This is a genomic window from Thermomonospora umbrina, from assembly GCF_003386555.1.
Lineage (GTDB): Bacteria > Actinomycetota > Actinomycetes > Streptosporangiales > Streptosporangiaceae > Thermomonospora > Thermomonospora umbrina.
On sequence record NZ_QTTT01000001.1, the window covers coordinates 5,596,441 to 5,611,544 of the forward strand.

Annotated in this window: 14 protein-coding genes; 13 read left to right on the top strand and 1 reads right to left on the bottom strand. The window is 72.6% G+C overall.

The annotated features are described in order from the left end of the window. Positions 1 to 13: 13 nt before the first annotated feature. Positions 14 to 508: a transcriptional regulator BldD gene (gene bldD / locus DFJ69_RS25055; protein ID WP_103935631.1), complete on the bottom strand. Its 495-nt coding sequence runs from the start codon at positions 506 to 508 to the stop codon at positions 14 to 16. 442 nt (positions 509 to 950) lie between these two features. On the opposite strand from bldD, the gene pyrR reads away from it, so the two are divergent. The 13 genes from pyrR (at position 951) to metK (ending at position 15,074) form a co-directional block, all read left to right on the top strand. After that, positions 951 to 1,580, top strand: coding sequence for a bifunctional pyr operon transcriptional regulator/uracil phosphoribosyltransferase PyrR (gene pyrR / locus DFJ69_RS25060; protein ID WP_425453380.1), 630 nt, complete (start codon positions 951 to 953; stop codon positions 1,578 to 1,580). Further along, entirely contained in the window at positions 1,577 to 2,515 is a 939-nt protein-coding gene (locus DFJ69_RS25065; RefSeq protein WP_116024867.1) for an aspartate carbamoyltransferase catalytic subunit, read from the top strand. Before pyrR ends, DFJ69_RS25065 begins: the two co-directional genes overlap by 4 nt. Then, the gene (locus DFJ69_RS25070; protein ID WP_116024868.1) at positions 2,512 to 3,846 is read left to right on the top strand and encodes a dihydroorotase; all 1,335 of its coding nucleotides are present in this window, start codon (positions 2,512 to 2,514) and stop codon (positions 3,844 to 3,846) included. Before DFJ69_RS25065 ends, DFJ69_RS25070 begins: the two co-directional genes overlap by 4 nt. A 14-nt stretch (positions 3,847 to 3,860) precedes the next feature. Then, positions 3,861 to 4,955 carry a glutamine-hydrolyzing carbamoyl-phosphate synthase small subunit gene (carA, locus tag DFJ69_RS25075; RefSeq protein ID WP_116024869.1) on the top strand — a complete coding sequence of 365 codons (1,095 nt, stop codon included), beginning with the start codon at positions 3,861 to 3,863 and terminating at the stop codon, positions 4,953 to 4,955. After that, on the top strand, positions 4,955 to 8,278 hold the full coding sequence (gene carB / locus DFJ69_RS25080) for a carbamoyl-phosphate synthase large subunit (RefSeq protein WP_116024870.1): 3,324 nt from the start codon (positions 4,955 to 4,957) through the stop codon (positions 8,276 to 8,278). The genes carA and carB overlap by 1 nt, the downstream gene beginning before the upstream one ends. A 110-nt stretch (positions 8,279 to 8,388) precedes the next feature. Further along, positions 8,389 to 9,204: an iron-sulfur cluster-binding protein gene (locus DFJ69_RS25085; RefSeq protein WP_116026891.1), complete on the top strand. Its 816-nt coding sequence runs from the start codon at positions 8,389 to 8,391 to the stop codon at positions 9,202 to 9,204. Between the two features lie 5 nt (positions 9,205 to 9,209). Further along, complete coding sequence (locus DFJ69_RS25090; protein WP_116026890.1) at positions 9,210 to 10,214, top strand: dihydroorotate dehydrogenase; 1,005 nt, start codon at positions 9,210 to 9,212, stop codon at positions 10,212 to 10,214. Next, entirely contained in the window at positions 10,211 to 10,909 is a 699-nt protein-coding gene (gene pyrF, locus DFJ69_RS25095) for an orotidine-5'-phosphate decarboxylase (protein WP_116024871.1), read from the top strand. Before DFJ69_RS25090 ends, pyrF begins: the two co-directional genes overlap by 4 nt. Before the next feature lie 287 nt (positions 10,910 to 11,196). Then, positions 11,197 to 11,523, top strand: coding sequence for an integration host factor, actinobacterial type (mihF, locus tag DFJ69_RS25100; protein WP_116024872.1), 327 nt, complete (start codon positions 11,197 to 11,199; stop codon positions 11,521 to 11,523). A gap of 10 nt (positions 11,524 to 11,533) precedes the next feature. Beyond that, entirely contained in the window at positions 11,534 to 12,223 is a 690-nt protein-coding gene (gene gmk / locus DFJ69_RS25105; protein ID WP_116024873.1) for a guanylate kinase, read from the top strand. After that, positions 12,219 to 12,503, top strand: a complete 285-nt coding sequence (rpoZ, locus tag DFJ69_RS25110; protein ID WP_425453427.1) for a DNA-directed RNA polymerase subunit omega — start codon at positions 12,219 to 12,221, stop codon at positions 12,501 to 12,503. Before gmk ends, rpoZ begins: the two co-directional genes overlap by 5 nt. A gap of 6 nt (positions 12,504 to 12,509) precedes the next feature. Continuing rightward, complete coding sequence (coaBC, locus tag DFJ69_RS25115) at positions 12,510 to 13,712, top strand: bifunctional phosphopantothenoylcysteine decarboxylase/phosphopantothenate--cysteine ligase CoaBC (RefSeq protein ID WP_116024875.1); 1,203 nt, start codon at positions 12,510 to 12,512, stop codon at positions 13,710 to 13,712. A 168-nt stretch (positions 13,713 to 13,880) separates the two neighbouring features. Further along, positions 13,881 to 15,074, top strand: coding sequence for a methionine adenosyltransferase (gene metK, locus DFJ69_RS25120; RefSeq protein WP_116024876.1), 1,194 nt, complete (start codon positions 13,881 to 13,883; stop codon positions 15,072 to 15,074). Positions 15,075 to 15,104 lie beyond the last annotated feature (30 nt).

Below are 15,104 nucleotides of genomic sequence, written 5' to 3' on the forward strand. Positions count from 1 at the left end.
AAGGTCCTGAGGGTCAGAACGCCTCGACGGCGCGGCGGGCCTCGGGGTCGAGGACGCCCCAGCCGATCAGCTCCTCGGTCAGTTCCGTCGGGGACTTGTCATAGATCACGGCGAGGGAGCGCAGGTCCTCCTGGCGGATCGACAGCACCTTCCCGTTGTAGTCGCCCCGCTGGCTCTGGATCGTGGCGGCGTAACGGGCGAGCGGGCCGGCCTTGTCCTTCGGAAGCTGCTGCAGGCGCTCGAGATCGATCACGAGCTTGGGTGTAGGACCGAGCGGGCTCGGCGCGGCTCCGCCGGGCAACAGCTCGGACACCGGCACGCCATAGAAATCGGCGAGCTCGGCCAGCTTCTGAACGGTGACGGCACGGTCGCCGCGCTCGTACGAGCCCACGACGACGGCCTTCCACCGCCCCCGGGACTTCTCTTCCACGCCGTGCAGGGACAGGCCCTGCTGCGTGCGGATCGCGCGCAGGCGCGCGCCGAGAGCCTTTGCGTATTCAGACGGCATCGTTGCGGCCCCCCAGGCTCACTTTCGTCGTAGTCGGCCCCGGGGAGCGGCGGTTCCGGGCCGCGCTCCCGGAGGGAGGCGGACCTGGGACCGAACGCCCCGGACCCGTCTCCAGGGATGGTTACGGACAGTGACGGTAAAACGGGGACGGCCGAAGGTCAAGCTGATTGGAAAAAAGCGGTCGAATCGGCCCGGGCCCTTTCGGGGTCCTCCGGGCGTTTCCGGACGTCCCGAGGGGCGACCGGGCCCCGTGTGCGCCGTCGTTGCCGCCCCGGCCGCGCCGGTCGCCCCCGTTCGGTCTCCCTGCCCCCGATGTGACCGCTCTCACCAGGGAAGACGCAGGACGGGGCGGGTGCGGGCGACGCCGGCGGGGCTGCTACCGTGACGGGGACAAGACGTCCTTTAAGACCCGTCCCGTGAGGCGGGAAAGGAGGTTCCGGCGGTGAATGCTGCCTCCCGGCCGACCGAGTCGGCCGCGCCGATCGACGCCGAAAGTGATTCAGGCCACAAGGCGGTCCTCGAGGCCCCCGACATCCGGCGCGCGCTCACCCGCATCGCCCACGAGATCCTCGAACGCACCAAGGGCGGCGCCGACGTCGTCCTGCTCGGCATCCAGACCCGCGGTGTGACGCTCGCCCGCCGGCTGGCCGAACGCCTGGAGGAGGTCGAGGGCAGGCCCGTCCCCTGGGGCTCGCTCGACGTGACGATGTACCGCGACGACCTGCGGATGCGGCCGGCCCGCGCGCTCGGCCGCACCGATCTGCCCCCCGACGGCATCGACGACCGCATCGTCGTGCTGGTCGACGACGTGCTCTTCTCCGGCCGCACGGTCCGCGCCGCGCTCGACGCGCTGAACGACCTCGGCCGGCCCCGCGCCGTCCAGCTCGCGATCCTGGTCGACCGCGGCCACCGCGAGCTGCCCATCCGCGCCGACTACGTGGGCAAGAACCTGCCCACCTCGATGCGCGAGAACGTCCGCGTGCTGCTGGCCGAGAACGACGAGCGGGACGTGGTCCTGCTCGGACCGGCCGGCGCCCGTCCGAACCGCGACCCAGGGAAGTCGGCACCGTGAAGCGCCACCTCATCTCCGCCGCCGACCTGTCCAGGGACGAGGCCCTGCTGATCCTCGACACCGCCGAGGAGCTCGCCCAGGTCGCCGACCGTTCGATCAAGAAGCTGCCCACGCTGCGCGGTCGCACGGTGGTCAACCTGTTCTTCGAGGACTCCACCCGGACCCGCATCTCCTTCGAGGCCGCCGCCAAGCGCCTGTCGGCCGACGTCATCAACTTCTCGGCCAAGGGCTCCAGCGTCTCCAAGGGCGAGAGCCTCAAGGACACCGCGCTGACCCTGGAGGCCATGGGCGCCGACGGGGTCGTCATCCGGCACGGGGCCTCCGGGGCGCCGCACCGGCTGGCCACCTGGGTTCGGGGCAGTGTGATCAACGCCGGCGACGGCACCCACGAGCACCCCACCCAGGCCCTGCTGGACGCGTTCACCATGCGCCGACGCCTCGGCGACCTGGAGGGACGCAAGATCACTATCGTGGGCGACGTGCTGCACAGCCGGGTGGCACGATCCAACGTGCTGCTGCTCCACACCCTGGGCGCCGACGTCACCCTGGTCGCCCCGCCCACGCTGCTGCCCGTAGCGATAGGGAGCTGGCCGTGCTCGGTCTCCTACGACCTGGACGCGGTGCTGCCCAAGAGCGACGTGGTGATGATGCTCCGCGTCCAACAGGAGCGCATGAACGCCGCGTACTTCCCGACCGTCCGCGAGTACAGCCGCCGGTACGGGCTGGACGCCGAGCGCTTCGCCCGGCTGTCCGACCACGCGATCGTCATGCACCCCGGCCCGATGAACCGCGGCGTGGAGATCGCCGCCGAGGTGGCCGACTCCCCGCGCTCCACCATCGTCGAACAGGTCGCCAACGGCGTCAGCGCCCGCATGGCCGTCCTCTACCTGCTGCTGGGCGGGTCCGAGCCCGCCATCGGCAAGGAGGTCCCATGAGCACGAACCCGCATCCCCCGACCGTCAAGGAGGGCTCCGGCGTGAGCCGTACGTTCGTCATCAAGGACGCGCGGGTGCTCGGCGGGGAGCCCGCCGACCTGCTGCTGCGCGACGGGGTGATCGTCGAGGTCGGCCGCGGGCTCGCCGCCGCCGGCGCCGAGGTGGTCGACGCCGACGGGCTGGTGGCGCTGCCCGGCCTGGTCGACCTGCACACCCACCTGCGCGAGCCCGGACGCGAGGACGCCGAGACCGTCGGGTCCGGCACCCGGGCGGCGGCCAAGGGCGGGTTCACGGCCGTCCACGCGATGGCCAACACCTACCCCGTCGCCGACACCGCCGGGGTGGTCGAGCAGGTCTGGCGGCTGGGCCGCGAGGCCGGCCACTGCGACGTCCACCCGGTCGGGGCGGTCACCCAGGGCATCGCGGGCCGCCAGCTCGCCGAACTGGGCGCGATGGCCGACTCCGCCGCGCAGGTGCGGGTGTTCTCCGACGACGGCCACTGCGTCTCCGACGCGGTGATCATGCGGAGGGCGCTGGAGTACGTCAAGGCGTTCGACGGCGTGATCGCCCAGCACGCGCAGGAACCCCGGCTGACCGAGGGCGCCCAGATGAACGAGGGCGAGATGTCGGCCCGGCTGGGGCTGCCCGGCTGGCCCGCGGTGGCCGAGGAGGCGATCATCGCCCGCGACTGCCTGCTGGCCGCGCACGTGGGCTCCCGGCTGCACGTCTGCCACGTCTCCACGGCCGGCTCGGTGGAGATCATCCGCTGGGCCAAGAGCAAAGGCTGGCGGGTCACCGCCGAGGTCACCCCGCACCACCTGCTGCTGGACGACGCCGAGGTCGGCGGGTACGACCCGATCTACAAGGTCAACCCGCCGCTGCGCACCGCCGACGACGTGACCGCGCTGCGGCACGCGCTGGCCGACGGCACCATCGACGCGGTCGCCACCGACCACGCCCCGCACCCGGCGGAGGACAAGGAGACCGAGTGGGCCGCCGCGGCCATGGGCATGATCGGTCTGGAGACCGCGCTGCCCGTGGTCCAGCAGGCGATGATCGAGACCGGGCTGCTGGACTGGCCCGGCGTCGCCGACCGGATGTCGTTCCGCCCCGCGCGCATCGGCCGCGTGAACGGCCAGGGCCGTCCCCTGGAGGTCGGCTCGCCCGCCAACGTGGTGCTGTACGACCCCGCGCCGCGCGCGACGGTCGACCCCTCGGACTTCGTCTCCAAGAGCCGCAACAGCCCCTTCACCGGACTCGAACTGCCCGGCCGGGTGGTCGCGACGTTCCTGCGCGGCCGGCCCACCGTCCTGGAAGGAAAGCTTCAGTGACCCACCCCCCAGCGATGCTCGTACTCGAGGACGGCAGGGTCTTCCACGGGGTCGGGTTCGGCGCGGAAGGCGAGACCTTCGGCGAGATGGTCTTCAACACCGGCATGACCGGCTACCAGGAGACCCTCACCGACCCCTCCTACGCCGGGCAGATCGTCGCGATGACCGCCCCTCACATCGGCAACACCGGCGTCAACGACGACGACCCCGAGTCCGGCCGCATCCAGGTCGCCGGGTACGTGGTGCGCGAGCCGGCCCGGGTCGCCTCCAACTGGCGGTCCCGCCGCTCCCTGGACGACGAGCTGAGGGCGTACGGGGTCGTCGGCATCGCGATGCCCGGCACCCGTGCCCTCACCCGCCACCTGCGCGACCGGGGCGCCATGCGCGGCGCGGTCTCGACCGCCGAGACCGACCCGGAGGCGCTGCTGGAGCGGGTCCGCCAGAGCCCCTCCATGGAGGGCGCCGACCTCGCCCGACGCGTCACCACCGCCGAGCCGTACGTCGTCCCCGCGATCGGGGAGAAGCGGTTCACCGTGGCCGCCGTCGACCTGGGCATCAAGTCGATGACCCCGCACCGGATGGCCGAGCGCGGCTGCGAGGTGCACGTCCTGCCCGCCACCGTGACCGCCGAGGAGATCCTCGCCCGCGACCCGGACGGCGTGTTCTTCAGCAACGGCCCCGGCGACCCGGCCGCCACCGAGTACGCGGTCACCGCGCTGCGCGGCGTCCTGGAGGCGGGGCGGCCGTTCTTCGGGATCTGCCTGGGCAACCAGATCTTCGGCCGTGCGCTGGGCCTGGGCACGTACAAGCTGAGGTTCGGCCACCGGGGCGTCAACCAGCCCGTGCAGGACCGCGCCACCGGCCGGGTGGAGATCTCCGCCCACAACCACGGCTTCGCCGTGGAGGCGCCCGTGGACGGCCCGTTCGACACGCCCTTCGGGCGCGCCGAGGTCAGCCACGTCAACCTGAACGACGGCTGCGTCGAGGGCCTGCGCCTGCTCGACGGCCGCGCGTTCAGCGTGCAGTACCACCCCGAGGCCGCCGCGGGCCCGCACGACTCCACCGGCCTGTTCGACCGGTTCTGCCAGACGATGGAAGGTGCCCGGTAATGCCGCGCCGTGAAGATCTGAAGTCGGTCCTGGTCATCGGCTCCGGGCCGATCGTCATCGGCCAGGCCTGCGAGTTCGACTACTCCGGCACCCAGGCGTGCCGGGTGCTGCGGGCCGAGGGCCTGCGGGTCGTGCTGGTCAACAGCAACCCGGCGACGATCATGACCGATCCGGAGTTCGCCGACGCCACCTACATCGAGCCGATCACGCCCGAGGTCGTCGAGAAGGTCATCGCCAAGGAGCGCCCCGACGCCCTGCTGCCCACCCTGGGCGGCCAGACCGCGCTGAACACCGCCATCGCCCTGCACGAGGCCGGCGTCCTCGAGCGGTACGGGGTGGAGCTGATCGGCGCCGACATCGACGCCATCCAGGCGGGGGAGAACCGCGAGCGGTTCAAGGAGATCGTCACCGCCGTCGCCGCCGAGCAGGGCCTGAACGCCGAGTCGGCCCGCTCGGTGATCTGCCACACCCTGGACGAGTGCCTGGCCGCCGCCGGCGACCTGGGCTACCCCATGGTGGTGCGGCCCTCGTTCACCATGGGCGGGGCCGGCTCCGGCATGGCCTACGACGAGGCCGACCTGCGCCGCATCGCCGGGTCCGGCCTGGCCGCCAGCCCGACCAGCGAGGTGCTCCTGGAGGAGTCCATCATCGGCTGGAAGGAGTACGAGCTGGAGGTCATGCGCGACCGGGCCGACAACGTCGTCATCGTCTGCTCCATCGAGAACCTCGACCCGATGGGCGTGCACACCGGCGACTCGATCACCGTGGCGCCCGCGCTCACGCTGACCGACCGCGAGTATCAGAACATGCGGGACGTGGCCATCGCCGTGATCCGCGAGGTCGGGGTGGACACCGGCGGCTGCAACATCCAGTTCGCGGTGCAGCCCGACACCGGGCGCATGGTCGTGATCGAGATGAACCCTCGGGTGTCGCGGTCCTCCGCGCTGGCCTCCAAGGCCACCGGCTTCCCGATCGCCAAGATCGCCGCCAGGCTGGCCATCGGCTACACGCTGGACGAGATCCCCAACGACATCACCGCCGAGACCCCGGCCAGCTTCGAGCCGACCCTCGACTACGTCGTGGTCAAGGTGCCCCGGTTCGCGTTCGAGAAGTTCCCCGGCGCGGACTCCACCCTGACCACCCACATGAAGTCGGTGGGCGAGGCCATGGCGATCGGCCGCTCGTTCCCGGAGGCGCTGCAGAAGGCGCTGCGCTCGCTGGAGCAGAAGGGCGCCTCGTTCTCCTGGGCGGACCTGCCCGCCGACCCGGCCGAGCTGCTCCGCAGCGCCGGTCGGCCGCACGACGGCAGGCTCCGGGAGGTCCAGCGCGCCCTGGCGGCGGGGGCGTCCCCGGAGGAGGTCCACCGGGCCACCGGCATCGACCCGTGGTTCCTCGACCAGATCGCCGCGATCAACGAGGTCGCCGAGGACGTCCGCACCTCCGAGGACGCGCTGACGAGGGAGAAGCTGCTGGCCGCCAAGCGGCACGGGTTCTCCGACGCGCAGATCGGCGCGCTGCGGGGCCTGTCGGAGGAGGTCGTCCGTGAGCTGCGCAGGGCGCTGGGCGTCCGGCCCGTCTTCCACACGGTCGACACCTGCGCCGCCGAGTTCGCCGCCCGCACCCCGTACCTGTACTCCACCTACGACGAGGAGACCGAGGTCCCGCCGGGGGAGCGGCCCAAGGTCATCATCCTGGGCAGCGGACCCAACCGGATCGGGCAGGGCGTCGAGTTCGACTACTCCTGCGTGCACGCCTCGTTCACGCTGTCGGAGGCGGGCTACGAGACCGTCATGGTCAACTGCAACCCCGAGACGGTCTCCACCGACTACGACACCTCCGACCGGCTCTACTTCGAGCCGCTCACCCTGGAGGACGTCCTCGAGGTCGTGCACGCCGAGCAGCGGTCCGGCGAGGTCGTGGGCGTGATCGTCCAGCTCGGCGGGCAGACCCCGCTGGGCCTGGCGCAGCGCCTCAAGGACGCCGGCGTCCCGATCGTCGGCACCTCCCCGGAGAGCATCCACCTCGCCGAGGAGCGCGGCGCGTTCGGCCGGGTGCTGGCCCGCGCCGGGCTGCCCGCGCCCAAGCACGGCACCGCCACCTCCTTCGAGGAGGCCCGCGAGATCGCCGCCGAGATCGGCTATCCGGTCCTCGTCCGGCCCTCGTACGTGCTCGGCGGGCGCGGCATGGAGATCGTCTACGACGACGCCACCCTCCAGGGGTACATGGAGAAGGCCACCGAGGCGAGCCCCGAGCACCCCGTCCTGGTCGACCGGTTCCTCGACGAGGCCATCGAGATCGACGTGGACGCCCTCTACGACGGCGAGGAGCTCTACCTCGGCGGGATCATGGAGCACATCGAGGAGGCCGGGATCCACTCCGGCGACTCGGCGTGCGCGCTGCCGCCGATCACCCTCGGCCGCGACGACATCCGCCGGATCCGCGAGTCCACCGAGGCGCTGGCGCGCGGCATCGGCGTGCGCGGCCTCATGAACGTCCAGTACGCCCTGTCGGCGGGCGTCCTGTACGTCCTGGAGGCCAACCCGCGCGCCTCCCGCACAGTCCCGTTCGTCTCGAAGGCCACCGCCGTCCCGTTGGCGAAGGCCGCCGCCCGCGTCATGCTCGGCGCCACGGTCGCGCAGCTCCGCGACGAGCGTGTGCTGCCCCGCGAGGGCGACGGCGGCACCCTGCCGCTGGACTCCCCGATCGCCGTCAAGGAGGCCGTCCTCCCGTTCGACCGGTTCCGCAACGCGCAGGGGCAGGGCGTCGACATCGTGCTCGGCCCCGAGATGCGCTCCACCGGCGAGGTCATGGGCATCGACGAGGGCTTCGGCACCGCCTACGCCAAGTCCCAGCAGGCCGCCTACGGCTCCCTGCCCACCAAGGGACGGGCGTTCGTGTCGGTCGCCAACCGGGACAAGCGGGCGATGGTCTTCCCCGTCAAGCGGCTGGCCGACCTGGGCTTCGAGATCCTGGCCACGGAGGGCACCGCCGAGGTCCTGCGCCGCAACGGCGTGCGTGCCAAGATCGTGCGCAAGCACAGCGAAGGCCCCGGATCCGACGGCGAGCCGACCATCGTCCGGCGCGTCCTCGACGGCGAGGTGGACCTCATCGTCAATACTCCCTTCGGGAGCCCCGGACACTCGGGGCCGCGTCTGGACGGCTACGAGATCCGGACCGCCGCCGTGCTGCGCGGCATCCCGTGCGTGACCACCACGGCCGGGCTCGCCGCCGCCGTGCAGGGCATCGAGGCCATCGTCCGCGGCGACATCGGCGTCCGCTCCCTCCAGGAGCACGCCGAACGTCTCCGGGACGCGCGCGGGTGACAGCACGCCGATAGGAGTGGAGACCGGTGACCGACCATCCCAACTGGGCCGCCGGCCTGCGGACGTCGGCGACCGTCCTGACGGTCCGCCAGGTCCAGGACTACCACGCGATGACGCTGGTGGCGCCCGCGGTGGCCGAACGGTTCCGGCCGGGGCAGTTCGTGGCCCTGGCGGTCGGCGGCGAGCACACCGCCCGGCTGGCGCGCCGCTGCTTCGCCGTGTACGAGGTCAAGCCGGACTACGGCGGCACCGTGGAGCTGGTGTTCGACCACCGGGGCGGCGCCGACCCGGGCACCGGCTGGCTGGTGGGCCGCCGGGCCCGGGACATGGTCGACATGGTGGGCCCGCTCGGCCGCCCGTTCCGGCTGCCCCGCGACCCGGTGAGCTGCCTGCTGGTGGGCGGCGGGCCGGGCGCCGCCGCGCTGTTCGCGCTGGCGGACACGCTGCGGCGGCGCGAGTGCAGGGTCCACTTCCTGCTGGCCGACCGGTCGGCCCCGGCGGTGTTCGGGGCCCGGTCGGCGCAGCGCATCGGCGACTCCGCCGCGGTCGTCACCGAGGACGGCTCGCTGGGCGACACGGGGACGGCCGGTGACGTGCTGCCGCGCGTCATCGAGGAGTCCGGCGCCGACGTCGTCTACGCCTGCGGCCCCACGGAGCTGCTGCGCGCGGTGAGCGCGGTGGCGTCCCGGTACGGGCTGCCGTCGCAGGTCTCCGTCGAGGAGTTCCTCCAGCGCACCGGTGCCTGCGGAACGGGCCTGTGCATGGCCTGCGTGCTGCCGATCGTCGGCGACGACGGGATCACCCGCATGGTCCGGGCCTGCAGCGACGGCCCGGTGCTGCGCGGCGACCGGGTGCGCTGGGGCGACCTGGGCACCATCCCGTTCGACGCGCTGGGCGCCCCACGGGCCCTGGGAGGGGCGCTGTGACGGACATGCGGACGCGCCTCGGCGCGCTGGAGCTGACCAACCCGGTGATGACGGCCGCGGGCTGCGGCGGGACGGGCCGCGAGCTGGCCCGGTTCTTCGACCTGACCAAGCTGGGGGCCTTCGTCACCACGTCGGTGATGACGCAGCCCCGCGCGGGCCGGCCGACCCCGCGGGTGACCGAGACCCCGAGCGGCCTCCTCACCGCCATGGGCCTGCCCGGCCCCGGCATCGACTCCTTCCTGGAACGCGATCTGCCGTTCCTGGCGGAGCAGGACGTGCCGGTGATCGTGTCGGTGGCGGGCAACAGCCTGGAGGAGTACGCCGAGGTGGCCCGGCGGCTGTACGACGCGCCCTCGGTGGCCGCCGTCGAGGTCAACCTCGCCGCCCCCAACGTGGAGGACCGGGGCCGGATGTTCGGTCGCCTTCCGGGTCCCGCGGCCGACGTGGTCCGGGCGGTGCGGGTCGCCACCCGGCGGGACGTGCCCGTGCTGGCCAAGCTGGCCCCGGACGTCGGCGACCTGGTCACCGTGGCGCTGGCCTGCGTCGACTCGGGGGCGGACGGGCTGTCCCTGATCAACACCATGGCCGGGTCGGCGATCGACGCGGACACCATGCGGCCGGCGCTGACCGGCGTGTCCGGCGGCCTGTCCGGCCCCGCGATCCGGCCGGTCGCCGTGCGCTGCGTGTACGAGGTCCACGCCGCGCTGCCGGGGACGCCCATCGTCGGGATCGGGGGCGTGGCCACGGGTCTGGACGCCCTGGAGTTCGTCCTCGCCGGGGCCTGCGCGGTGGCCGTGGGCAGCGCCCTGTTCCACGATCCGACGGCGGCCCCGCGCATCCTGCGCGAGCTGGAGGAGGCGCTGTCCGTCCGCCGGATCGCCGCCCTCGCCGACGCCGTCGGCCTGGCCCACAAGCCGACGGGCTACGTTCCGCCGCAGATCGGCCCCGCCCCCGCCGGGGCCGGGGAGCGGGCGCGCGAGCGGCCCGAGGAGCCGAAGGAGAAGCCGTGACACCCGCCCCCATCGCCGTCGCCCTCGACGCCCCCGACCTGGAGACCGCCGCCCGCTGGGCCCACCTGGTGACGCCGCACGTCAGCACCGTCAAGGTCGGCCTCGAGCTGTACCTGCGGTACGGGCCCGACGTCGTCGCCAGCGTGCGGGGGGCCAGCGGGGTGCGGGTCTTCCTGGACCTCAAGCTCCACGACATCCCGGCGACCGTCGCCGGGGCCGCCCGCGCGGTGGCCCGGCTGCGGCCCGAGATCCTCACCGTGCACGCGACCGGCGGTGAGGCGATGATCCGCGCGGCCGTGGAGGCCGCCCCGGACGCCGAGATCGCGGCCGTCACCGTGCTGACCTCGCTGCGCGACGCGGATCTGGCGCGGATGGGCCTCGCCGGACCGGCCTCAGATGCCGTACGACGGCTCGCGGTGCTGGCGGTGGGGGCGGGTGCCCGGGCGCTGGTCTGCTCGCCTCAGGAGGCCGCTGCGGTCCGCGCGGAGGTGGGGCCGTCGATCACCCTCATCACCCCTGGTGTCCGGGCCGCCGGGGCGGCGACCCAGGACCAGGCGCGGGTGGCCACCCCGGAGGAGGCGCTGGCGGCCGGGGCCGACCTGCTGGTGATCGGTCGGCCCATCACCGGGGCCGCCGACCCTGGTGCGGCGGCGGCCGGGCTGGCCGCCGCGCTGCGCCGCCGCACCGCCCCTTGAGGATCGTCGTGGGGGATTCGGTCGGACCGCATTTTCGAGACCAAGATCACGTTCTGCGGCGCCCCGGGGCGGGGCTTTCGGCCGGGTGCCCGAAACCCCTGGACGACAAGGGAATCCGCCGCCGGCCCGCCCAGATTGTGTACACTCTGTATTCAGGACACTTCGGGGAGTGATTTTCGTGATTTTGTGGCGGGCCGAACAGCACTTCACGTTGCTTTATGGGGTGTGAACTCGCTAGTTTCCGAACCCGTCCGACTCCGTCGAGTGGAATCACGAGGTGACCCGGCGTGGCTCTTCCGCCCCTAACTCCTGAACAGCGCGCCGCAGCATTGGAGAAGGCCGCCAAGGCCCGCAAGGAGCGGGCCGAGGTCAAGAACCGGCTCAAGCACGGTGGCGTCTCGCTCGCCGAGGTGCTCAAGGAGGGCCAGACCGATGGCGTCATCGGCAAGATGAAGGTGTCGGCCCTGCTGGAGTCCCTCCCCGGTGTGGGCAAGGTCCGTGCGAAGCAGATCATGGAGCGCCTGGGCATCGCCGAGTCCCGCCGTGTGCGGGGACTCGGCGCCAACCAGCGGGCCTCCCTGGAGCGTGAGTTCGGCGGCGGTGCGAACCGCTGACGAGGATCGCATGGGCGGGCGTGACGGGGGCACCGTCGCGGCCGGCTCCGGTGCGCCCGCGGGCGCACCGGACGGCTCCATCCCGCCCCGCCCGGACGCGCCGCAGGCCGTTCCGGGCGGCGACACAGGGTCTGATCTGCGCAGGCGCCGCCTGACGGTGCTGTCCGGGCCGTCCGGCGTCGGGAAGAGCACGGTCGTCGCCGAGATCCGGCGGGCGCACCCCGAGGTGTGGCTGTCGGTCTCGGTGACAACCCGGCCCCCCCGGCCGGGAGAAAAGCACGGCGTGCAGTACTTCTTCGTCGACGACGCCGGTTTCGACCGGCTCGTCGGCGACGGGGAATTGCTCGAATGGGCCGAGTTCGCGGGCAACCGGTACGGGACCCCGCGGGCTCCGGTCGTCGAAAGGCTGGCCGCCGGAGTGCCCGTCCTGCTGGAAATCGACCTGCAGGGGGCGCGCCAGGTGCGCCGGGCGATGCCGGAGGCCCGACTGGTGTTCCTGGCCCCCCCGTCGTGGGACGAGCTGGTGCGCCGGCTGGTCGGTCGCGGCACCGAGCCGCCCGAGGTGATCGAGCGCCGGCTGGACGCCGCCCGCGTCGAGCTGGCCGCCGAGAAGGAGTTCGACCTCACGCTGGTCAACACGTCCGTCCAGGGCGTGTGCGAGGAACTGCTAGCCTTGATGACGAATCAGAGTCCGGATTGACGAACATCAGGGGGGTCCCAGCGTGGCGGCCAACAGCGAAGGCATCACCAACCCGTCGATCGACGAGCTCCTCGAGGTCGTCGACACCAAGTACGGCCTGGTGAGCATCGCGGCCAAGCGGGCGCGTCAGATCAACGCCTACTACGCCCAGTTGGGCGAGGGCCTCCTGGAGTACGTCGGCCCCCTCGTGGAGACCCACGTCCAGGAGAAGCCGCTCTCCATCGCCCTGCGGGAGACGCGAGAGGGCCTGCTGAACGCCGAGCCCATCGAGGCTCAGTAACCCTTCATGACCGCAGCGAAGCCCCGGGTGGTCCTCGGGGTCGGCGCGGGCATCGCCGCCTACAAGGCGTGCGAGCTGCTGCGCAGGCTCACCGAGTCCGGGCACGACGTCCGCGTCGTGCCCACCCGTGACGCGCTCCGTTTCGTCGGGGAGCCCACCTGGGCCGCCCTGTCCGGACGGCCGGTGGCCTCCGAGGTGTGGTCCGACGTCGACGAGGTCCCGCACGTCCGGCTGGGGCAGGACGCCGATCTGGTGTTCGTCGCCCCCGCCACCGCGAACCTGCTGGCCAAGGCCGCCCACGGGCTGGCCGACGACCTGCTGACCAACACGCTGCTCACCGCCCGATGCCCGGTGGTGTTCGCCCCGGCGATGCACACCGAGATGTGGGAGCACCCCGCCACCCGGGCCAACGTGGCGACGCTGCGCTCGCGCGGCGCGATCGTGGTCGAGCCCGCCTCCGGCCGGCTGACCGGCGCCGACACCGGCAAGGGCCGGCTGCCCGACCCGGCCGAGCTGTTCGAGGTGGCCCGGCGGGTGCTGGCGCGCGGCGACCTGGCCGCCGACCTCGCCGGCCGGCACGTGGTGGTCTCGGCGGGCGGCACCCGCGAGCCGCTGGACCCGGTCCGCTTCCTCGGCAACCGCTCGTCGGGCCTGCAGGGGTACGCGCTGGCCCGCACGGCCCTGGCCCGGGGCGCCCGGGTGACCCTGGTGGCCGCCAACGTGACGCTGCCCGCCCCGGCGGGCGCCGAGATCGTTCCGGTGGGCACCGCGGAGGAGCTGCGCAAGGCCGTGATCGAGGCCGCCGGCTCCGCCGACGCCGTGGTGATGGCCGCCGCGGTGGCCGACTTCCGGCCCGCGGTGCGGCGCCCGTCCAAGATCAAGAAGTCCGAGTCGGCCGGGCCCGACCCGGTGGAGCTGGTCCGCAACCCCGACATCCTGGCGGAGCTGGGGGAGCGGCGGCGGCCCGGCCAGGTGATCGTCGGGTTCGCCGCCGAGACCGACGACGTGCTGGCCAACGGCCGCGCCAAGCTCGCCCGCAAGGGCTGCGACCTCCTGGTGGTCAACCAGGTCGGAGAGGATCTGGCGTTCGGACGGCCCGACAACGCGGCCGTGGTGCTGGCCGCCGACGGCGAGCCGACCGAGATCCCCCGGGGGCCCAAGGAGGCCCTGGCCGATGTGGTCTGGGACCTGGTCATCACCCGCTTCTAAGCCGGGGCGGCCGGCGTCGCCCGATTGCGCAAGAAGGGGTGGAGTCCTCGTCCGGTCATTCCCGATACACTTCGGCGGAAATAAGCCCGGCGCGTCGCCGCGCCGTCTCGATGAAACACCGTCCGTCCTGCGACGTCAGTCAGCAGCCGCTGCAAGGAGTGCACGCACGTGTCTCGCCGTCTGTTCACCTCCGAGTCCGTGACCGAAGGACATCCCGACAAGATCGCGGACCAGATCAGTGACGCGATCCTCGACGCGATGCTGAAGGACGACCCGACCAGCCGGGTCGCCGTGGAAACCATGATCACCACCGGTCAGGTGCACGTCGCCGGAGAGGTGACCACCGAGACCTATGTGGACCTTCCCGGGGTCATCCGGGAGAAGATCCTGGAGATCGGTTACGACTCCTCCAAGAAGGGCTTCGACGGCCACTCCTGCGGTGTGTCGGTGTCCATCGGCGCCCAGTCGCCCGACATCGCGCAGGGCGTCGACGACGCCTATGAGACCCGCGAGGGCGAGACCGTCGACGAGCTGGACCGGCAGGGCGCCGGCGACCAGGGCCTGATGTTCGGCTACGCGACCCGGGAGACCCCCGAGCTGATGCCGTTGCCGATCACGGTGGCCCACCGGCTGGCCCAGCGGCTGTCGGCGGTCCGCAAGGACGGCACCGTGCCGTACCTGCGCCCGGACGGCAAGACCCAGGTCACCATCGAGTACGACGGCGACCGCGCGGTCCGGCTCGACACCGTGGTCGTCTCCAGCCAGCACGCTCCCGACATCGACCTCAAGGAGCTGCTGACCCCGGACATCAAGGAGCACGTGATCGACCCCGTGCTCGCCGCGTTCGACCTGGACACCGACGGCTACCGGCTGCTGGTCAACCCGACCGGCCGGTTCGAGATCGGCGGCCCCATGGGCGACGCCGGGCTGACCGGCCGCAAGATCATCGTGGACACCTACGGGGGCATGGCCCGCCACGGCGGCGGCGCCTTCTCCGGCAAGGACCCCTCCAAGGTGGACCGCTCCGCGGCGTACGCGATGCGCTGGGTGGCCAAGAACATCGTCGCCGCCGAGCTGGCCGACCGCGCCGAGGTGCAGGTCGCCTACGCGATCGGCAAGGCCCACCCGGTCGGCGTGTTCGTGGAGACCTTCGGCACCGAGAAGGTCGACGTGGCGAAGATCCAGGAGGCCGTGGGCCAGGTGTTCGACCTGCGTCCGGCCGCCATCGTGCGCGACCTGGACCTGCTGCGCCCGATCTACTCCCAGACCGCCGCCTACGGCCACTTCGGCCGCCAGGAGCCGGACTTCTCCTGGGAGTCCACCGACCGCGCCGAGGCCCTGCGCTCCGCCGCCGGCCTCTGACCGTTCCGAGCCTGATCGCGGGCCCCGCCG

What these genes read in the sequence shown, in the direction of transcription:
- bldD (WP_103935631.1), bottom strand. Translation starts at nt 508, where the DNA reads ATGCCGTCTGAATACGCAAAGGCTCTCGGCGCGCGCCTGCGCGCGATC.
- DFJ69_RS25070 (WP_116024868.1), top strand. Translation starts at nt 2,512, where the DNA reads ATGAGCACGAACCCGCATCCCCCGACCGTCAAGGAGGGCTCCGGCGTG.
- carA (WP_116024869.1), top strand. Translation starts at nt 3,861, where the DNA reads ATGCTCGTACTCGAGGACGGCAGGGTCTTCCACGGGGTCGGGTTCGGC.
- carB (WP_116024870.1), top strand. Translation starts at nt 4,955, where the DNA reads ATGCCGCGCCGTGAAGATCTGAAGTCGGTCCTGGTCATCGGCTCCGGG.
- DFJ69_RS25085 (WP_116026891.1), top strand. Translation starts at nt 8,389, where the DNA reads ATGACGCTGGTGGCGCCCGCGGTGGCCGAACGGTTCCGGCCGGGGCAG.
- DFJ69_RS25090 (WP_116026890.1), top strand. Translation starts at nt 9,210, where the DNA reads ATGCGGACGCGCCTCGGCGCGCTGGAGCTGACCAACCCGGTGATGACG.
- gmk (WP_116024873.1), top strand. Translation starts at nt 11,534, where the DNA reads ATGGGCGGGCGTGACGGGGGCACCGTCGCGGCCGGCTCCGGTGCGCCC.
- coaBC (WP_116024875.1), top strand. Translation starts at nt 12,510, where the DNA reads ATGACCGCAGCGAAGCCCCGGGTGGTCCTCGGGGTCGGCGCGGGCATC.